The 18367-nt window shown below is 72.5% G+C and carries 18 protein-coding genes; 9 read left to right on the top strand and 9 right to left on the bottom strand.

Annotation, left to right across the window (positions count from 1 at the left end; genetic code table 11):
* Positions 1-2: 2 nt before the first annotated feature.
* From JAV51_RS03155 to JAV51_RS03145, 3 genes are all read right to left on the bottom strand, one after another.
* The gene (locus JAV51_RS03155) at positions 3-1151 is read right to left on the bottom strand and encodes a cysteine--tRNA ligase (RefSeq protein ID WP_197319083.1); all 1149 of its coding nucleotides are present in this window, start codon (positions 1149-1151) and stop codon (positions 3-5) included.
* A 112-nt stretch (positions 1152-1263) separates the two neighbouring features.
* Positions 1264-1776: an ATP-binding protein gene (locus JAV51_RS03150; protein ID WP_197319082.1), complete on the bottom strand. Its 513-nt coding sequence runs from the start codon at positions 1774-1776 to the stop codon at positions 1264-1266.
* Between the two features lie 178 nt (positions 1777-1954).
* Positions 1955-4789, bottom strand: a complete 2835-nt coding sequence (locus JAV51_RS03145) for a patatin-like phospholipase family protein (protein WP_197319081.1) — start codon at positions 4787-4789, stop codon at positions 1955-1957.
* Positions 4790-4979: 190 nt separating this feature from the next.
* Here JAV51_RS03145 and JAV51_RS03140 point away from each other — a divergent pair, with 190 nt between their 5' ends.
* Positions 4980-5504: a universal stress protein gene (locus tag JAV51_RS03140; RefSeq protein ID WP_307845717.1), complete on the top strand. Its 525-nt coding sequence runs from the start codon at positions 4980-4982 to the stop codon at positions 5502-5504.
* A gap of 54 nt (positions 5505-5558) precedes the next feature.
* Here the strand turns inward: JAV51_RS03140 and JAV51_RS03135 are convergent, their stop codons facing one another.
* Complete coding sequence (locus tag JAV51_RS03135) at positions 5559-5984, bottom strand: Hsp20/alpha crystallin family protein (RefSeq protein ID WP_197319080.1); 426 nt, start codon at positions 5982-5984, stop codon at positions 5559-5561.
* A gap of 158 nt (positions 5985-6142) precedes the next feature.
* Between JAV51_RS03135 and JAV51_RS03130 the strand changes: the two genes are divergently transcribed.
* Together JAV51_RS03130 and JAV51_RS03125 are read left to right on the top strand one after the other, a co-directional pair.
* Positions 6143-7177, top strand: coding sequence for a zinc-binding alcohol dehydrogenase family protein (locus JAV51_RS03130; protein WP_197319079.1), 1035 nt, complete (start codon positions 6143-6145; stop codon positions 7175-7177).
* Positions 7178-7183: 6 nt separating this feature from the next.
* The gene (locus tag JAV51_RS03125) at positions 7184-8161 is read left to right on the top strand and encodes a DUF3048 domain-containing protein (RefSeq protein ID WP_197319078.1); all 978 of its coding nucleotides are present in this window, start codon (positions 7184-7186) and stop codon (positions 8159-8161) included.
* On the opposite strand, the gene JAV51_RS03120 is transcribed toward JAV51_RS03125, so the two are convergent.
* From JAV51_RS03120 to JAV51_RS03110, 3 genes are all read right to left on the bottom strand, one after another.
* Positions 8162-9085: a universal stress protein gene (locus JAV51_RS03120; RefSeq protein ID WP_197319077.1), complete on the bottom strand. Its 924-nt coding sequence runs from the start codon at positions 9083-9085 to the stop codon at positions 8162-8164. It lies immediately after the preceding gene.
* Positions 9086-9161: 76 nt separating this feature from the next.
* Positions 9162-9851 carry a site-2 protease family protein gene (locus tag JAV51_RS03115; protein WP_307845716.1) on the bottom strand — a complete coding sequence of 230 codons (690 nt, stop codon included), beginning with the start codon at positions 9849-9851 and terminating at the stop codon, positions 9162-9164.
* Between the two features lie 38 nt (positions 9852-9889).
* Positions 9890-10909, bottom strand: a complete 1020-nt coding sequence (locus JAV51_RS03110) for a type I glyceraldehyde-3-phosphate dehydrogenase (RefSeq protein WP_197319075.1) — start codon at positions 10907-10909, stop codon at positions 9890-9892.
* A gap of 193 nt (positions 10910-11102) precedes the next feature.
* Between JAV51_RS03110 and JAV51_RS03105 the strand changes: the two genes are divergently transcribed.
* From JAV51_RS03105 to JAV51_RS03095, 3 genes are read left to right on the top strand one after another with little or no spacing between them, the layout of a single operon-like run.
* Positions 11103-12038 (top strand): universal stress protein, encoded by a 936-nt coding sequence (locus tag JAV51_RS03105; RefSeq protein ID WP_197319074.1) that lies wholly within the window; start codon positions 11103-11105, stop codon positions 12036-12038.
* Complete coding sequence (locus tag JAV51_RS03100; RefSeq protein WP_197319073.1) at positions 12035-12910, top strand: universal stress protein; 876 nt, start codon at positions 12035-12037, stop codon at positions 12908-12910. Before JAV51_RS03105 ends, JAV51_RS03100 begins: the two co-directional genes overlap by 4 nt.
* Complete coding sequence (locus JAV51_RS03095; RefSeq protein ID WP_197319072.1) at positions 12911-13516, top strand: HPP family protein; 606 nt, start codon at positions 12911-12913, stop codon at positions 13514-13516.
* Positions 13517-13545: 29 nt separating this feature from the next.
* On the opposite strand, the gene JAV51_RS03090 is transcribed toward JAV51_RS03095, so the two are convergent.
* Positions 13546-13995: a universal stress protein gene (locus JAV51_RS03090; RefSeq protein WP_197319071.1), complete on the bottom strand. Its 450-nt coding sequence runs from the start codon at positions 13993-13995 to the stop codon at positions 13546-13548.
* Between the two features lie 137 nt (positions 13996-14132).
* Between JAV51_RS03090 and JAV51_RS03085 the strand changes: the two genes are divergently transcribed.
* From JAV51_RS03085 to JAV51_RS03075, 3 genes are read left to right on the top strand one after another with little or no spacing between them, the layout of a single operon-like run.
* Positions 14133-15116, top strand: coding sequence for a nitroreductase family protein (locus JAV51_RS03085; RefSeq protein ID WP_197319070.1), 984 nt, complete (start codon positions 14133-14135; stop codon positions 15114-15116).
* A 5-nt stretch (positions 15117-15121) separates the two neighbouring features.
* Positions 15122-15892: a hypothetical protein gene (locus JAV51_RS03080; RefSeq protein WP_197319069.1), complete on the top strand. Its 771-nt coding sequence runs from the start codon at positions 15122-15124 to the stop codon at positions 15890-15892.
* A gap of 55 nt (positions 15893-15947) precedes the next feature.
* Positions 15948-17681 carry a GAF domain-containing protein gene (locus tag JAV51_RS03075; RefSeq protein ID WP_197319068.1) on the top strand — a complete coding sequence of 578 codons (1734 nt, stop codon included), beginning with the start codon at positions 15948-15950 and terminating at the stop codon, positions 17679-17681.
* On the opposite strand, the gene JAV51_RS03070 is transcribed toward JAV51_RS03075, so the two are convergent.
* Entirely contained in the window at positions 17678-18340 is a 663-nt protein-coding gene (locus tag JAV51_RS03070) for a response regulator transcription factor (protein WP_197319067.1), read from the bottom strand. The two genes, JAV51_RS03075 and JAV51_RS03070, sit on opposite strands and share 4 nt — an antisense overlap.
* Positions 18341-18367 lie beyond the last annotated feature (27 nt).

Here is an 18367-nt window from a genome sequence, read left to right as displayed (position 1 = left end):
GGTCACGACAGGCCGAGCGCGGCGGTCAACACCCGCGCCGCGGTGCCGCCGCGTTCGATCGCGACGTCGAGCGCGGCGGGCACGTCGAGATCGTCCCCGAGCAGGCGTCGCATGTGCTCGATGTCGGTGTCGTCGGTGTGCCCGCCGCGACGGCCCGCCGCCTGGTGCAGGTCCTCCAGCCTCGCCGCGGCGACGTTCAGGACACCGGGCGCGTACTCCCACGGCTGTGCCCACGGCCGGTCGATGATCGCCAGCCGCACCACCGGAGCGGGGTGGTCCCGGAGGAGATCCCGGACGAGCACGTCGTTGCCTCGCGACTTGGACATCTTCTCGCCGTCGGCCAGCACCGTCCCCACGTGGAACCACGCCCGCGCGTACGGAGACACCCCGGCGTAGGCCTCCGCCATCGCCGAGTGGTAGGCGTGATGGGGAAACCGCAGGTCAGCGCCACCTGCGTGGATGTCGACACACGGGCCGAACGTCGACACGGACATGGCGACGCACTCCGCGTGCCACCCCGGCCGTCCCGGTCCCCACGGCGAGTCCCACGTCGGGTGGCCGGGCTCGGCAGGCTGCCACACCGCGACGTCGAACGGATCGTCCTTCGTGTCGTCGTCGGGCCTGCCGCCGTACTCGCGGGCCAGCTCCAGCGCTTCCCCCTCGTCGAGCTGCGCGCGGGCCACCACGTGTCGGCCCCGGAAGTACACGCCGCCGTCACGGACGTACGCCGCCCCGGACTCGGCGAGCGCACCCGCCAGCCGGATCACCGCGTCGACGTAGCGGTGGGCGCGCGGCTCGTGGTCCGGCATCGGGACCCGCAGCGCGGCCATGTCCTCGTCGAAGCGGAACTCCTGGAACGCGGCGTAGTGGTCGTAGCGCACGCCCGCCGTCCTGGCCGCCGCGTCGATGACGTCGTCCACGTCCGTCACGTTGCGGCACAGGACGGGTTCGACACCGAGGACTCGCAGCACCCGTCGCAGTGTGTCCACCCAGACGAACGTGGCGGCGTGACCGAGGTGCATCGTGTCGTAGGGCGTGATGCCGCACGTGTAGACGCGAGCGCGGTCGAGCAGGGCCGTGGCCCGTCCGCCGAGCGTGATCGCCGTGCCGCCGGTGGCGGGACGCCACCGCGTCATCGATTCGAACGTCATGGCACCATCGTCGCGCCTGTGCGGCGAGGCCGCCGGGTCGACGCCGGGGCGCTACCTCACGGGGACGTCCGGTGCGGACACGCGCACGCGGAAGGCGGACACGCCGGTGCGGTCACCATTCGCGGTTCTGCAGGCTCACGAGGATGCGGTCGACGACACCGGGGTCGGGGGTGGCCTTCTCGTCGCCCGGGGCCGGTTCGGGCACCACCTGGGCCCTGCGCTCGTCGCGGCGCGGGAGGCGCACCTGCGCCGCCGTCACCCCGTCCGGCAGCGGGACCTCGCACCACACGAGCTTGCCGCGGCCGTCCAGCGGGACCGCCCCGGTCGGGCGACCCTCGATCACGGGAGCCTCGTCGTGGATGTGGTCGAGCTGGTCGTCCTCGACCTCGACGACGAGGCAATTGCCCGACAGTCTCAACCGCACGGTGACGAAGCCGGGGGAGGACTTGTCGGTGCGCTCCACGACGGCTCCGACGAGCTGCCGCGCCACGTCCGCTGCCTCGTCGTAGAGCTCGCGAAGCGACCACTCGGTCAGGGAGAACCGGACGAACAACTCCGTGCACTTGATGGCACTGGGCAGCGCGACCAGGCGAAGGTCGTCGAGCTGGGCGGTCTGGGAATTCACGAGAGATCCTTCCACGGTCGCTTCCCATCACATGCCGGCTGGTCGGCGAGGCCAGTATCCTGCCCTATCCGCCCGCCGGCGTCGAGCCCTCCTCGCCGGTGAGATGTCACACGCTGCGACGGTGCGGGAACCAGCTGTGGACAGCCTACAGTGCCCGGTCCGAGACGTTGGCCAACGGTCAATTTCGCTCGGGGGTGGACGGTCCACTTGCCGTCGCCGGCCGCCTCGCCGACCGCGGCGTCCGCGCCGACGATGCGGGCTGCGAAGCGGGCCGCGAGGCGGTGGTCGCCGCCCGCACGGCCTCACCCATGCGGGCACCGAGCTCGGTGTAGGACGAGAACTCGCCGTGGTCGAACCACTGGTCGCCGGTGCTGTCGTTCGGGAACTGTGGATGGTGCACGGCGTAGGACTGCAGCGCGTACGGCAGCTCCGGCCACAGCACGCCGCGCACCACGACGAGCTCCCCGGTGACGCCCTCGTCGAGACCACTCTCCGGCGGATAGTGGACGGTGCCGGTGATGACGGGCGAGAGCGCCATGCGGTCGGCGAGGGGATGGTCCGGCAGCTCGGTGAGCGCCGCGCCCGCGTCGGCGCGCCACGGGTCGTGCAGCTCGACGTGCACGCCGAGCTCCTCCCTGGCGAGTTCGAGGGCCTCCGCGAGTGTGCGGGCCGACGGCGGTTGGTCGTTGCTGGCGTCGATGCAGTAGATGCGGGTGCAGCGGCGGCGGAACAACTCGACCAACCCGAGGTTGTCGTAGTGCGCACCGTCGCTGACGTGCAGCAGCCGGTCGTGGTGCGGGTGACTGTTGAACACCTCCCGCACGAGGTACGGCAGACGGCGCACTGTCGGCAGCCACGGGTAGGCCCAGTCGCCGCGTCGGGCGGCCTCGCGAGCCTGCCGCACGAATCCCGGATTCGGCAGCCACGCGCCCAGCCGCGCGCCCGACACCGCGAGCAGCACCTGGAACCAGCGGCTCGACCGACCCATCGCCGAGGCGAACGCCGCTCCGCTGAGGGCGACCGCGCCCTGGACGGTGAGGTCGCGTCGGAGTCGCTCGCTCGAAATGCGTTCGAGGTCGTCGGTGCGCACCCAGCCGACGTCCGGGCCGCCGGTCCACTTCGCACTTATCGTGAACGAGACCGCGCCGAGGCCGGGCGGCGTGCGGTGCTCGCCCTTGAGGTTGGCGGCGGCGGCGAACACCACCTCGGGGAAACGCACGCCGTCGGCGGCGACGCCGTAGGCGGAGAGCGTGGTGCCCTCGCCCGGGTCGTACGGCACGGCCACCTTCTGGCCGTCCGCGTGTCGGCGGACCACCCGCACGGCGAAGGCGCGGGCCAGCCGTTCGCGGTAGAACGGGTGCAGGCTCAGCGACGACACGTCGCACACCCCGCCGAGCGCGACGACCACCACCAGCGTGGCGGCGGCGGTCCACAGGGCCTCGTCGCGTCCCTCGGTCATCACGGCCGTGCCGAGCAACAGCAGCCACAGCAGGGCGAGCACACCGGTGGTGACGATGACGAGCAGCCGTTGCGTGAGGCCGTTGGGCACGGCGGCGGGCTTCGCGGTGGCGCGGCGGAGGAACGCGAAGCGGCGTTGCAGCTTCGCCCGGTGCCGCCACGCCATGACCGAGATCGCACTCACGTAGGTCAGCGCGAGAGCACCCACCGAGGCACCCACGTCCACGGCCCGGTCGGTGTGCGAGAGCAGCCACGCCGAGGCCCAGGCCAGCGATGGCACGACCATCGCGATGCCCGCCACGATCCACGCGAGCACCGCGAAGTCGGTGGCGAGCCGGGAGATCGGACCACGTCGCTGCGGTTCGCGTTGGGTGAGCAGGCTGAACAGGAATGCGCAGAGGGCGAACACGACGACCGCCACGACCGCGCCCAGCCGGGGCATGGGGAAGGCGAGCGGGTCGGAGGACAACGGGGTCACCGGAACCCGTTGGTAGAGCCACCCGGTCGCCACGCCGAGCACGAGTGCGGGTCCGAAGAGGACGGCCAGCGACAGCACCAGCCCTCGTGCGACACGTCCGAGCGCGGCCAGCACTTCGCCGGGGCTGTCGGCGAGGTAGCTGGAGTGGCGTCGGACGTGGTTGAACTCGGCGGTTCCGGCGGTGAACACGGTCTCGGGATCGCGCTCCACGGTGCCGTTCGGCGGTGGCGCGCCCGCGCCCGTGAGGGCGAGCTGCAGCGCTCCGGCCGTGTAGCCGCCGCCGGACACCGACACGAGATAGCGCGCGTCCAGCAGTTCCTCCCGCAGCGTCCGCAGGGCTCCCAGTGCGACGCTCGCGGCCCGGATGCCCCCGCCGGAGAGGCAGAAACCGGTGGTGTGTTGACCCTCGTGCCAGCGCTGGCTGATCACGTCCGGGCGGACGTCGGGCACGTTGTACGCCTGCCGCCAGCGGACCGCGCGCGCGTCGGTCTGGCCCGGCAGCGGTGGGTCGTCGACGGCGATGGGGCGGGGCGGGACCGTGTCCAGGACGAGTTCGGCGCGGCCCTCGGTCACGGCGGCCGAGTGGGTGACGCACCGCCACACCAGCACGATCGCCCCGGTCACCGCGACGAGTGCGGCGGGCACGACGGCGGAGTACTTGGCGACGGCGAGAGCGGTGACACAGTGTGCGAGGACGGAGTCGACGCCGACGTCGCCGCCCGCGACCAGCAGGATGGTGTTCTCGATCAGGTGTGTCACGACCGCGACGACGGAGGCCGTCAGCCCGAATCGGACGGCCGCGCGCGCGGGCGGCGTCCGCCACACCCACCCGGCCGCCGCCGTACCGAGGTACAGGCCGAGCCCGTAGCAGACGATCAGCGCGTATCCCCACGCCGCCGCAGAGGCGACGGCGTCGGCGTCGGCGACACGGTCGGGTGACGGGAACTCGACGGCGATGAGGGGACTGCCGGTGTGCCACCAGCCGCCCGCGACGGTGAGCACGACGGCGGCCAGCGCCAGCCAGGCCGCGACAGGGCGCGACGGAACGTCTCGGCGGACGGGACCCGGCACCGACATGCCTGTCACCCCCAGTTGTCCTCGGCTCGACGTGTCCAGTGTCGATCATGCACGACGGCCTCTCGTCACCAGGTCACGTCGGATGGTCTCACCACGAGGGGGGCACGGGACACGGCCGAACGAGCGGACCTCGGGGTTCGCGGCGGAGACGGCGGGCGGGGTTTCGGATCGCACCGGAGAGGGAAGCGCGGTGGAGGCAGGTGAGGGACGGACGAAGTGGATGGCGGGGACGGTGGACAAGCCGATCGTGGTTGGTGTGGACCGGTCGTCGGCCGCGCGTGCCGCGCTGGACTGGGCGCTCGACGAGGCACTCGTCCGCGACTGCACGGTGCGGGCGGTCCACGTGTGGGCGGTGGATCTGGCGAAGGAACCACCGTGGCAGCCCGTGGAGCGCATCCGACAGCGGCACGCGCGGCAGTTGGAGGAGACGATCGCCGAGATCACCCGAGGGCGGGAACGCGTTCCCCGCATCGAACCCGTGGTGCTGGAAGCGACGCCCGCCGTCGGGCTCATCGAGGCCGCGAAGGACGCCGCCATGCTCGTGGTGGCACGGCGGTCCGGGCGGTGGGTACGCCGCGCGTTGCTCGGCTCGGTCAGCAGCGCGTGCGTCAAGCACGCCAGCGTTCCCGTGGTGGTCATCCCACCGACGGGGACGGACGACGCCGACGAGTGGCTGGTGGACGAGCAGGCCCCGGCCGCGTCGGCGGGCGCATGAGGCGAACGACGGCGGGGGCGGTGCCGTGCACACCGCCCCCGCCGTGGTGTCGCGTCAGTCGTGCCGCACGCGGATCTGACGCCGGTTCTCCTCCGGCTTGGTCAGCGGCACTCGCACGGTGAGGATGCCGTCGTCGTAGGAGGCGTCGATCCCGTCTTCCCGCGCGCCCGTGGGCAGCGCCACCGTGCGGGCGAACGAACCGTAGCGGAACTCGGACCGGCCGCCCTCCAGCTCGCGTTCCTCGCGCTCCGCCTCGATCGTCAGCAGACCGTTGTGGACGGTGATGTCGAGGTCGTTGTCCACGTCGATCCCGGGTAGTTCCGCCCGGAGAACGTAGGTGTCGCCCTCGACGCGGTCCTCCACCCTGATGCTGTGCAGATCGAGGGCGGGGCGCAGCCCGCTCATCGTGGGCAGCATGTCGAGCAGGTCCCGGAAGTCGGGGATGAGCGCGCGACCGTGAGACCGTTCGGGCTGGTTCATGACACTCCCTTCCTGTGACGTCGCCTCCATGGCAGCCCAGGTCGCGGGCCGGGTGCGAGAGTCGTCCGCACGTCGCCGTGAGGGACGTAAGTCCCTTCGCCCGGACGGGGTATGCGGGGACGCTGAGGACGCGGACGGAGGCGACCTCGGAGGTGCGCATGCGGGCATGGCGCGTGACGCGGCCGGGTCCGGTGACGTCCGGACCCCTGACACCGCATCGCGAACCCGTGCCGACGCCCGCACCGGGTGAACTGCTGGTGCGGGTGCTGGCGTGCGGGGTGTGCCGCACCGACCTGCACGTGGCCGAGGGGGACCTGCCGGTCCGGCGACCGGCCGTCGTACCGGGACACGAGGTCGTCGGCGTGGTCGAGGAGCTGGGTACGGGCGTCGACCGGGGGACGGTCGCGGTGGGCGACCGGGTGGGGGTGCCGTGGCTGCGGCACACGTGCGGACGCTGTCGGTACTGCGCCCGTGGCGACGAGAACCTGTGCCCGGACTCCCGGTACACCGGGTGGGACGCCGACGGCGGCTACGCCGAGTACACCACCGTGCCCGCGGACTACGCGCTGTCGTTGCCGGACGGCTACTCCGACGCCGAGCTGGCGCCGCTGTTGTGCGCGGGGATCATCGGCTATCGCGCCCTGCGCCGGGCGCAGCTACCCCCGCGGGGTCGGCTCGGCGTGTACGGCTTCGGCGGCAGCGCCCACCTGACCACTCAGGTGGCGCTGGCCGAGGGAGCACGCGTGCACGTGATGACGCGGGGAGCGGGGGCGCGGGCCCTCGCGACCGACCTGGGTGCCGCGTCGGTGCAGGGGCCCGCCGACCCGCCGCCCGAACCGCTGGACTCGGCGGTGTTGTTCGCCCCTGCGGGCGAGCTGGTGCCGGTGGCGTTGTCCGCGCTCGACCGAGGCGGGACGTTGGCGGTCGCGGGCATCCACCTGACGGACGTTCCACCGCTGGACTACGACGTCCACCTGTTCCAGGAGCGGCAGCTCCGCAGCGTCACCGCGAACACTCGCACGGACGCGCGCGAGTTCCTGCGGATCGCGGGACGACACCGTATGCGGGTCTCCACGGTCCCGTACTCGCTCGACGACGCGGATTGCGCGCTCGCCGACCTCGCGGCGGGCCGCGTGGTCGGAGCCGCCGTGTTGCGGCCCGACCTCCCGGGTCGCCGGAGCTGGAAGGAGTGATCGGTTGTGCCCGCCCGACTGAGCCGGGGTGGTCTGGTCGTGCTGGCCGTGCTGTTGTGCGCCGTGTTGGGCGTCGTCACGTGGCTGGTGGTGTCGGACGGCGACGACGGGGCGACCGGCCCGGCGCCACCGGGAAACGAGGCGCGACCCGAGTTCGCCGCTCCCGACCGACCGCCGGTCCCGCTGACCGTGATCAAGATCGACAACGTCGAGGCGGCACGACCGCAGACCGGGTTGGACGCCGCCGACGTCGTCTACGTCGAGCCGGTGGAGGGCGGCTCCACGCGGCTCGCGGCGCTCTACTCGGAGCAGATTCCCGACGTGACCGGCCCGGTGCGCAGCGCTCGCGAGGCCGACGTCGAGCTGTTCGCCCAGTACGGCGAGCCGACGCTCGTCTTCTCCGGCGCGGCACCCGAGATCGAGCCCGTCCTGGCGGAGTCGTCCGCCAGGCTCGTGCGTCCCCGGGACGTGCCGGACGCGTTCTTCCGCGACCCGGCTCGTCCCGTCCCCCACAACCTCTACGTGCGCCCGCCGTCGGTTCCGCAGGGCACCGGCCCGGCACCGACCCAGGTGTTGCCGCGCGGCGACGCGCCCTCCGGTGGCCGACAGGTGAGCGACCACGTCGTGCGTGTCGGACGCGACGAGTACCGCTTCGAGTTCTCGCCCGGGACCGGGCGGTGGCGGGTGGTCTTGAACGGCTCGCCCGTGACGTCCGTGGGCACCGGGGACGTCGGGGCCGCGACCGTTGTCGTGCAGCAGGTCGAGGAGACGGCGGGCACCGGTGTGGAGGACGCGAGCGGTTCGCCGTCACCGGTCGTCCGCACGGTCGGTTCGGGCGACGCCACGCTCCTGCGTGACGGGTCGCTGTTCGACGGCACGTGGTCGCGGTCCTCGCCCACCGAGGGCACCCGGTTCACGACGGAGTCGGGCCAGGCGCTTCCGCTGGCCGACGGGCCGGTGTGGGTGTTGCTGGTCCCGCGCTGATCACTCCGCCCGCTCGCTTCCGGCGTGCTTGTCCGGCCGCACGATCATCACCGGGCACGCGGCGTGATGGATCAGCGCCTGGCTGGTCGAGCCGAGCAGCATGCCACGGAACCCGCCCCGGCCCCGGCTTCCCACGACGACGAGCTGTGCCTCGCGGCTGCGTTCGATCAGCTCGTGGCGGGGTCGATCCTTCACCACGTGCCGTTCCACGTGGACGTCCGGGTACTCCTCCTGCCAGCCCGCGAGTCGTTCGGCCAGCACCCGGGTCTCGTACTCGTGAATGGGTTCCCAGTCGGTCAGCAATCGCCGCTCCTCCAGCATCGCCGTGGAGGTGTCGCTCCAGGTGTGCACGGCGACGAGCGCCACGCCGCGCCGCGACGCCTCGGCGAACGCGTGCGTGACCGCCCGTTCGCTCAACGGGCTGCCGTCGACGCCCACCACGACCGGACGCCGGTCGTCGGCGACGGCGTCGGGGTAGTCGCGCCGCACCGACACCACGGGCGAGTGGGCGTGCGACACCAGGGCCAGCGTGGTCGAGCCGACCATCAGCCCGGCCAGCCCCGTCCGGCCCGACGACCCGACGACCACCATGCGTGCCTGGTGGGAGGCGTGCAGCAGGTACGGGATCGCCGCGTCGCTCACGAACGTCGCCTCCACCGACGGCACGTCGAGTCGGGAGGCGATGTCCTCGGCGGTGCGCAATGCCTGGCGCTGTCGTTCCTGCAGATCCTCCCGGAACATCTCCGGTGGCGGCACGGTGAACCCGATCAGGTACGGGTCCGTGAATCCGGAGGCGTGGACCAGCCGTAGTGGTGCGCGGTGCTTCACCGCCGTGATGGCCGCCCAGCGGACGGCTCGCATGGCTGCCTCCGTGTCGTCGACACCGACCACGATCGGTGAGTCGACACGGTACGGACTGCTCATCCGGGCCTCCCTCGTGCGGTGCTCGCGCGGTCGTGGAGGGCATACCCCGGAACGAGCGGAAAACCCCGCGTCGTTCTCAGGACGTGAGGGCTTCGGGGTCCGGTTCCGGCCCGCCGATCGTCCGCGGTGCCCAGAGTCCCCAACCGGCGACGGCGAACCACACGCCCACGAACTGTCCGAAGAGGATCACCACGGCGGAACCGACGGACAGCAGCAGCGTTCCGAGCGCCCGACCCCAGCGCCGCGCCGTCCGGTCGGCCGAGTCCCGGTCGCCTGTCCGGGCCCACACGAGCGCCCTCAGCAGGCGCCCGCCGTCCAGCGGCGCGCCCGGCAGCAACGCGAAGACACTCGCCACCAGGTTCGCCGCCCCCAGCCACAGCAGTGCGGCGAGCGGGGTGGGCGGCAGGAACGGGGCGACGACGAGGGCGACCGTCCAGCACACGAGCCCGATCGCGGCGTTGACGAGCGGTCCCGCCGCGGCGACGACCGCGTCGGCGCGAGGATGGGGCAGCGGCGCGGTCTGTTCCGCCGCTCCACCGAACGACCACAGCACGATGCGGCGGGTGCCGACGCCGTATCGGCGGGCGAGAGCGGCGTGGGCGAGTTCGTGTAGCAGCAGGCTCGCGGCGAACGCGAGCGCGACGCCGAGACCCGCGAACCAGTACGACGCCGCCGTGGCCCCCGGGGCAGCGACCGGCAGCAGGCCGAGCGCGAACAACGACGTCAACACCACGAGCGGCACGGCGGCGGAGGGATGGACCTCCACCGGGACTCCGGCCACGCGCCCCAACCGACGACACGGCATCACGGACCTCCCGGGTTGAGCAACTCGGCGAGTTCCAGCAGACGGTGGGCGTAGCCCCACTCGTTGTCGTACCACCCGAAGACCTTCACCAGTCCGGCACACGTGGTGGTCAGGCCCGCGTCGAACACACAGGACTCCGGCGAGCCCACGACGTCCCGGCTCACCACGGGGACCTCCGTGTACCGCAGCAGCGACCGCAGGCGACCCGTCGCGGCGGCGTCAGCGAAGGCGCGGTTGACCTGGCCGACTGTGACGGGCGAGCGGACCACGGCGGTGAGGTCGACGAGCGAGCCGTCCTCCACCGGAACCCGAACGGCCACCGCCTCGGTGGCGTCGGCGAACTCGGGCAGCAGCGCACCGAGTGAGCGGGGCGCGCCCGTGGACGTGGGAACGATGTTGACCGCCGCCGAGCGGGACCTTCGGAGGTCCCGGTGCGGCTGGTCCAACAGCGACTGGTCGGCCGTGTAGCTGTGGATGGCGGTCAGCACGCCGTGACGGACACCGAACGCGCGGTGCAGCACCGACAACATCACGGCAGCACACTGCGCGGTGCCGGACGCGGCCGACACGACGTGGTGACGCCGGACGTCGTAGTCGTCGTCGTTGACGCCCACCGCGATGGTGGCGTCGGCGTCCGGGTGGTACCCGGCGACGACCACCTTGCGCGCGCCCGCGTCGAGGTGGGCCGCCGCGTCCCGGCGGGCCGCGGCGGGCACGGTCGTCTCGACGACGACGTCGACGCCCGACCGTCGCCAGTCCACCGCACCGGGGCGTTCGCCCCGGGTCATGGCGATGCGGTGCGGCCCGACGCACAACGTTCGTCCCCGCACGTGCACGGACTCGGCCAACCGCCCGTACGTCGAGTCGTACTCCAGCAGGTAGGCGAGGGTCTCCACGTCGGCGGGGTCGTTCACGGCGACCACCTCGACGGGTTCGGCGTCCTCCGGACGGGCGAGGACACAGCGCAGGAGTGCCCGTCCGACGCGGCCGAAACCGTTCACGCCCAGCACGAGCGTCATGTCGCGTCCCTCGTCGTCCCCGGCACGCCACGATCGTCGCCGTCCCCGAGGCCGCCGGGGCAGAGTCCAACGGCCCTGACCGGAGGCGGCGGTCGTGTTCGCCGTGCGGGCGAGGGGGCTTTCGACTCCTGTCCGACGGGTTCGCCTCCGGTCACCCTGGTCAGCAGCAGACCGATCGTGAGGGAGCTGCGGCATGACGGGTGAGAGTGCATCCACCGGTCTGGTGGTGGGCGTGGACGGTGGCACACCGGCACTGCACGCGACGGAATGGGCGGCGGCGACCGCCGCGAGACGCCATCGATCGCTGTCGCTCGTGGCGGCGATGCACTCGCCCACGCCGTACGGCACGGGGATCGGGATGCCGCCCGACCACTTCCTGACCCTGGAGACCGAGGCGCGGTCCTGGGTCGAGCGGGCGCGCGAGGTGGCCGAGGAGGTGGGCGGCGCGTCGCTGGAGATCGGCACCGAACTGGTCGTCGGCAACCCGGTCTCGGTGCTGGCCGAGCGCGCCCGACAGGCGGCATGCACCGTCATCGGCGGCCATCCGCCCCAGGACCACGGGCGTCTGGGTGCGGTGGCGGCGGGACTGATGGGGCACGTTCCGTGCCCGGTCGCCGTCGTCCGCTGGTCGCAAGGTCGGTCCCGCCCACCGGGCGAAGGCCCCGTGGTGGTGGGGGTGGACGGCTCGCCCACCAGCGTGGAGGCGGTCGTCGTCGCCTACGAGGAAGCCGCGTTGCGCGAGGCGCCGTTGATCGCCGTGCACGCGGCGAGCGGATCGAGACGCGGGCTGTTCCACCACCACACCGAGGGGCCCTGGGGTGAGGGACCGACCGCCGAGGCCATCACACTCGCGGAACGACTGGCCGGCATGCGCGAGTGGTATCCCGAGGTGGAGGTCGAGCGTGTGGTGTCGCGGAACCGGCCGACCGACGCGCTGCTGCGCCACGCCGCGTCGGCGCAACTTCTCGTCGTCGGCAGTACCGGCCACCGGGAGATGAGCGGTCGGTTGCTCGGATCGACGAGTCACGCGCTGGCCCGGTCCGCCCCGTGTCCGGTGCTCGTGGTGCCACGGGGAACCAGGACGCAGACCCACAGCCGCAACCGACGTCGGGAGAAGACCGGACCATGAGCACGATCGTCGCGGGCGTCGACGGGTCGGAGTCGGCGCTCGAGGCCGTCCGCTGGGCTGCCGCGGAAGCAGTGGTGCGCGGCGACGACCTGCGGCTCGTCCACGCCTACGTGGTGCCCATGTACGGGTATCCCGAGTTCGCCGCCACGTTCGCGCAACTGCGGGAGGGCATGCGACACCAGGGACGGCAGTGGTTGCAGGAGGCCAGGGCAGCCGCGGCGGCGGTGTCGTCCGACGTGTCGGTGGAGACCGTCCTCGCCGAGACCGAACCCGTGAACGCCCTCGTCGAGGAGTCGAGCCGGGCGCGGATGACGGTGCTCGGCTCGCGCGGTCTCGGCGGCTTCACCGGCATGCTCGTCGGTTCCGTCGCCGTCGGTCTCGCAGGCCACGGCCGCTCGCCGGTGGTGGTCGTGCGGGCGGCGCCACGACCGCTCGACGCCGGAGCGCCCGTCGTGGTCGGTGTCGACGGCTCCGAGGCCAGTACCGCGGCGTTGCGGTTCGCCTTCGACGAGGCGGCCCAGCACGGTGCTCCGCTGACCGTCGTGCGCACCTGGCGGGGCATCTTCCTCGACGAGGCCGTCCCGCGTTACCCATTGCGGGTCGATCCCGCCGAGATCGAGGAGGGGGAGCGGGCGGCGTTGGCGGAGCAGGTCGCGCCGCTGCGGACCCAGTACCCCGACGTCGCCGTCGACACTGCCGTCGTGCGGGGCCGTCCGGTGCGGACCCTGCTCGACCACGGCCGCACCGCGCGCCTGCTGGTGGTGGGCAGCCGGGGACGCAGCGGATTCCGCGGGATGTTGCTGGGCTCCACGAGTCAGGCACTGGTCACTCACGCGCCGTGTCCGGTCGCCGTGATTCGGTCGGGGGAGTGAATGCGCGCCAAGGACATCATGACCAGCCCGGTGGTCACGGTCTCCCCGGACGACTCGGTGAAGCGCGCGACCCGCCTGCTGGCCGAGCACGGCTTCACCGCGCTGCCCGTGGTGGACGACTCCGACCGCGTGGTCGGCATCGTCACCGAGGCCGACGTCGTGGCCGACCGGGTTCCTCCGGATGCCCGGTACCGCACCGACCGGACCACCACGCCGGTGCCGGAGACGGTGGGCGAGGTCATGACGAGCTCGCCCACGTGCACGCAGCAGGGCGCGGACGTGGCGGAGTTGGTGGGCACGCTGCTGGAGGGCCATCTGCGGGCGGTGCCGGTGCTCGCGGGTACGAAGCTGGTCGGGATCGTGACTCGCAGCGACGTCGTGCGCGCGTTGTCACGCGACGACGCCGACATCGCGCGCGACGTCCGGCGACGGCTCATGATCTACGGCGGCCCCGATCGCTGGCACGTCACGGTCGACGGTGGCACCGTGACCGTCCTGGACGACCACGACGACGCCACCGACCGGCACGTCGCCACGGTCCTCGCCGAGTCGGTCCCGGGGGTGGTGCGGGCGACGGTCGAGCATCGGCTCCGCGACGACGACTGACCCGTTGCGTCCACATCGGACTGTGTGGGTCAGCGCGCCGGGGCGGCGGGCACCAGCACGAGCGGACACACGGCCCGCCGGACGCACTCGACGGCCACGCTGCCGAGCGGCACGGCGCTCAACCCCCGGTGGCCGTCGGTGCCGAGCACGAGCAGATCGGCCTCGTTGGCCGCGGCCAGCAGCTCGTCCGCGGGTTCACCGGTGACGACGCGCTCGCGCACGGGCGCCGACGTGCTGACCAGGCTCACCGCCCGGTGGAGGGCCGCGCGCACGGTGTCGTCGTCGCGCCAGGAGCCACGGGTGCGCAACGCGAACTCCGATCCCGGAAGGAACGCGGCCTCCTCCCTGACCGACATGGCCAGGACGCTGCCGCCGGTGATCTCGGCCTGGTAGCAGGCCCACCGCAGCGCCTGACGCGACGCGGGGGAACCGTCGATGCCGACCACGATCGTGCCGTCGGCCGGGGCGTCACCGGGCATGGCGTCAGCCTTCCCGGAGGGCCGCGCTGCCGGAAAGAGTCGGAGGTCCCGCGTGTCGAAACGGGGACGAAAGACCCTGTCGGAACGGGGCGAGCGCCGGTGTCCCGACGGGGTGGCTCGCCCGCACACTCGACGCCATGACGGACCTCGCACCCGGCGCTCTCACCACGACCGTCGCGGACGCGTTGCGGGCAGGCACCCGAGCGCCCTCGCCGCACAACACCCAACCGTGGCTGTTCGAGGTGCGGGGCAACGAGATCGACGTGCTGCTCGACGAGCGCCGGGTACTCGCGGTGAGCGATCCCGACGGTAGGGAGGCCGTGCTGTCCTGCGGTGCCGCCGTGCTGAACATCCGGCTGGAGCTGGCCCGGCACCGGACGGCGTGCGCGGTGTCGATCCTGCCGGAGCGGACCCGGCCCGAGCTGCTCGCCACCGTCCGGGTCGGCCTCGGCCGCGGCCCGGCCGCCGAGGACGCCCGACTCGCCGACGCCATCGGTGCGCGGCACACGAATCGTCGGCCGTTCGTGGACACGCCGGTGCCGTCGGTGGTGCGGCACGGGTTGCTCCGCGCGGCACGAGCGGAGGGCGCCCGGTTGGTCCTGCTCACCGAGCCCGCCGCGTTCGACGCGTTCGCCGCGCTGCTGCGGCGGGCGGACCACGTGCAGCGTCAGGACCCGGCGTTCCTCGCCGAACTGCAGGCGTGGAGCCACCACGGCGAGCGACGCGACGGGGTGCCGCTGACGGCGGGAGGACCGCGCAGCCTGGAGGGCACCGCGTTGGCGTTGCGCGAGTACGTGGGCGCGGCAGGCCGGGTGGCGCGCGAGTTCGAACGTCAGCCACTCGTCGCAGTGCTCACCAGCCCGGGCGACACCCGCCGTGACGCGGTGCGGGCGGGACAGGCGTTGCAACGCGTCCTGCTCACCGTGACCGCCCACGGACTGCAGGCGTCGTTCCTCGCCCAACCACTGGAGATTCCGTCCACTCGGGAGGAACTGCGGACGATGCTCGGGGGCACGGACCATCCACAGGCGGCACTGCGCATCGGGTACGGCCATCCCGGCGCGCAGACGCCCCGCCGTGAGCTGCACGAGGTCGTGCGCGGCCTCGACGGCGAGAGGTGAGGTCGATGACCGTCGAGCCACCCGTTCTCTCGCTCGCGGGCCACACCTGGTCGGAGCAGGAGAAGAGCGTGCTGTCCCGCGCGAGCACCCACGCCTACCGGTGCGGGCTCGCCGAGCCGTGGCGCATCCGGATGGAGGGCCGGCGGGTCGAGATCTTCGAGAACCTGCCGTCCGCGTTGCGCGGGCACGCCGGGGCCAACCGCAACGGCGTCGTCGCGTGCGGCTGCGCGCTGACCGTCCTCGCGTGCACCGTCCGGGTGCTGGGGTGGACTCCGGAGGTGGTGCTCTTCGGCGATCCCGACCGGGCGGAGCTGGTGGCGACCGTGGTCGCGAGCCGTCGACACCGCCCGTCCGCGGTCGACGTCGGCCAGTACCGGGCCGTGTTCGAGCAGCGTCGGCACAGTACCGCCCTCGACCCCCGTGACCCCGAGGCTCTTGATCCTGCCCTCCGCGACGCGATCGTGCGGGCGGCCGAGACGGCCGACGCGAAGATCGTCCCGGTATCGGCGGTCGTCGCGGCTCACCGCAAACGTGGCCTCGAACCGGGATTGCTGGTCGTCACGGCGACCGACGGTCGACGCGGCCAGCTCGTCGCGGGCGTCACCCTGCAGCGGGCCTGGCTCTCCGCCACGGCGCTCGGGCTCACCGCGTCCCCGGTGGTGGAGCCGTTCGAGATGCGCGAATTCCGCCAGCGCATGGTGAGGCACGCGGGCGTGGACGGTAGCCCGCAGTCGCTGCTCGTGCTCGGTCGGCCATCGCCCGGTGAGCGTGCTTGAAAGGCCGCCGACCAGGGAACACGAAGGTGCCCTGTCCCTCAACCGGAGAAAGTCGATGACAGCCGAGGAGTCTGCGGGCGCGCACAGCGGCGCCGATCGTCCCCGGACGCGGGCTCTCGCCGGTCTACGGCTCGACGAGCTGCTGCGCGAGGTCCAAGACCGTATCGGCGAGATCGTGCGCACCCGAGACCGGCTCCAGGGCCTGCTCGACGCGGTGCTCGCGGTCGCGTCCGGGCTCGAACTCGACTCCACGTTGCAGCGCATCGTGGAGGCTGCCACCGAACTCGTCGACGCCCGGTACGGGGCGCTCGGCGTGCTCGACGAGGACGGCGACGGGCTGGCGGAGTTCCTGCATGTGGGGATGGACGCGGAGAGCATCGCCCGCATGCCGCACCTGCCCGAGGGGAAGGGACTGCTCGGGCTGCTCATCGACGACCCCCGCCCGGTCCGGTTGCCCGACCTCACCCGGCATCCGGCGTCGGTGGGTTTCCCGCCGCACCACCCGCCCATGCACAGTTTCCTCGGGGTCCCCGTGCGGCTGCGCGACGAGGTGTACGGCAACCTCTACCTGACCGAGAAGCGCGGCGGTGCGGAGTTCACCTCCGACGACGAGGTGGTCCTGCAGACCCTCGCCGCCGCGGCGGGAGTCGCTGTGGACAACGCGCGCCTGTTCGAACAGTCCCGGACACGGGAGCGCTGGCTCAGCGCCGTGGCCGAGATCAACGGGGAACTGCTGGAGGGCGCGTCGGTGGAGGCGACGCTGCGGCTCGTGGTACGGCGGGTGTGCGAGCTGGCCGAGGCCCAGGACGCGGTCATCCTGCTCGCGACCGACGAGACCTCGAACGTCGTGTCGGCGAGCGTGTCGGTCGAGGAAGTCTCCGCCCTGACGAGGTTGGCCGTCGACGTCCGGGGTGACTCCGCCGTCGCGGAGGCCATGCGGGAGGGGACCCCGCGCCTGTTCCCCGAACTGACGGCGGCGTTGCCGGACGACCCCGCGGTCGGCTCCGCCGCGCTCGGGCCTGGCGCCGTGCTGCCGCTCATGGGCGCCGCGGGCACCGGCGGGGCGCTGCTCACCGTGCGACCGAAGAGCGCCCCGCCGTTCACCCAGGACGACCTGCCCATGCTCACGTCGCTGGCCGACCAGGCCGCCGTGGCCCTGGAATTCGCGGACAAGCAACGCAGTCAGCGGCTGCTCGACGTGCTCGCCGAACGCGACCGCATCGCGCAGGACCTCCACGACCACGTCATCCAGCGCCTGTTCGCCACCGGCATGAGCCTGCAGGGCACGCTGCGTCGCATCGACGACGCGCACGCGCGGATGCGGGTGGAGCAGGCGGTCGAACAGCTCGACACGACCGTGCGGGAGATCCGCACGTCGATCTTCGACCTGCACGCCTCGACCGTCGAGGAGCCGAGCCTGCGCCGTCGGCTGCTCGACGTCGTGGTACAGCTCACCGCGCAGAGCGACGTCGCGCCCACGATGAAGTTGTCGAGCGCCGTCGACACCCTCGTCTCACCACAGGTGGGGGAGCATGCGGAAGCCGTCCTCAGGGAGGCGCTGAGCAACGCGTTGCGGCACTCCCACGGCGACGCGATCCGGATCCTGGTGGAGACCTCGGAGCGGGACCTGACGATCGAGGTCGCCGACAACGGCGTGGGCATTCCCCCCGGGGTCCGGCGCAGCGGTCTGGAGAACATGGACAAGCGGGCGCGCCAATGCGGCGGCGAACTCGTCGTGCGCGACGAACCCGGAGGCGGAGCCTGTGTCGTGTGGCGGGTCCCGCTCTAGCCCTGTTTCGGGAACCGGTTCGCGTTCTGCTTGCGCAGTTCCGTCGCGAGCACGGCCGCCTGGGTGCGGCGCCGCATGCCGAGCTTGCCCAGCAGCCGGGACACGTAGTTCTTCACGGTCTTCTCGGCGAGGAACAGCCGGGCCGCGATCTCACGATTGGTGAGTCCCTCGCCGATCAACTCGAACACCGCGCGTTCCTGCTCCGACAGTTCGGCGACGGGATCGGCGTCGGCACGTTCCTTGCGGATGCGATTCATCAGCGCCGAGGTCGTCTTGCTGTCCAACAGCGACCCGCCCGAGCCGACGGTGCGCACGGCCGACACGAGATCGGAGCCCAGCACCTGCTTCAGCACGAACCCCGACGCGCCCGCCATGATCGCGTTGAACAGTGCCTCATCGTCGTGGTACGAGGTCAGCATCAAGCACCGCAGCCCGTCGACGGTGGACAGCAGCTCCCGGCACAGCTCCACGCCGTTGCCGTCCGGCAGCCGCACGTCCAGCACGGCGACGTCGGCTCCCGCCGTCGGGATGCGCGTGAGCGCCTCACCCACCGACGCCGCCTCCCCGACGATCCGCATGTCCGGTTCGTCGTCGAGCAGGTCCGCCAGGCCCCGTCGCACGATCTCGTGGTCGTCGACGAGAAAGACACCGATGGTCATGTCGGCAGCGTAAGTCCGTCCCGAGGA

The organism is Saccharomonospora sp. NB11 (genome assembly GCF_015910535.1).
In the GTDB taxonomy this organism is placed as follows: Bacteria; Actinomycetota; Actinomycetes; order Mycobacteriales; family Pseudonocardiaceae; genus Saccharomonospora.
This window is presented reverse-complemented; position numbering and strand designations above follow the sequence as displayed.

Coding starts and splice junctions, on each gene's coding strand:
- JAV51_RS03105 (WP_197319074.1), top strand. CDS start 11,103: ATGACGGGTGAGAGTGCATCCACCGGTCTGGTGGTGGGCGTGGACGGT.
- JAV51_RS03120 (WP_197319077.1), bottom strand. CDS start 9,085: ATGAGCAGTCCGTACCGTGTCGACTCACCGATCGTGGTCGGTGTCGAC.
- JAV51_RS03145 (WP_197319081.1), bottom strand. CDS start 4,789: ATGTCGGTGCCGGGTCCCGTCCGCCGAGACGTTCCGTCGCGCCCTGTC.
- JAV51_RS03155 (WP_197319083.1), bottom strand. CDS start 1,151: ATGACGTTCGAATCGATGACGCGGTGGCGTCCCGCCACCGGCGGCACG.
- JAV51_RS03080 (WP_197319069.1), top strand. CDS start 15,122: ATGACCGTCGAGCCACCCGTTCTCTCGCTCGCGGGCCACACCTGGTCG.
- JAV51_RS03085 (WP_197319070.1), top strand. CDS start 14,133: ATGACGGACCTCGCACCCGGCGCTCTCACCACGACCGTCGCGGACGCG.
- JAV51_RS03095 (WP_197319072.1), top strand. CDS start 12,911: ATGCGCGCCAAGGACATCATGACCAGCCCGGTGGTCACGGTCTCCCCG.
- JAV51_RS03075 (WP_197319068.1), top strand. CDS start 15,948: ATGACAGCCGAGGAGTCTGCGGGCGCGCACAGCGGCGCCGATCGTCCC.
- JAV51_RS03090 (WP_197319071.1), bottom strand. CDS start 13,995: ATGCCCGGTGACGCCCCGGCCGACGGCACGATCGTGGTCGGCATCGAC.
- JAV51_RS03130 (WP_197319079.1), top strand. CDS start 6,143: ATGCGGGCATGGCGCGTGACGCGGCCGGGTCCGGTGACGTCCGGACCC.
- JAV51_RS03135 (WP_197319080.1), bottom strand. CDS start 5,984: ATGAACCAGCCCGAACGGTCTCACGGTCGCGCGCTCATCCCCGACTTC.
- JAV51_RS03100 (WP_197319073.1), top strand. CDS start 12,035: ATGAGCACGATCGTCGCGGGCGTCGACGGGTCGGAGTCGGCGCTCGAG.
- JAV51_RS03070 (WP_197319067.1), bottom strand. CDS start 18,340: ATGACCATCGGTGTCTTTCTCGTCGACGACCACGAGATCGTGCGACGG.
- JAV51_RS03110 (WP_197319075.1), bottom strand. CDS start 10,909: ATGACGCTCGTGCTGGGCGTGAACGGTTTCGGCCGCGTCGGACGGGCA.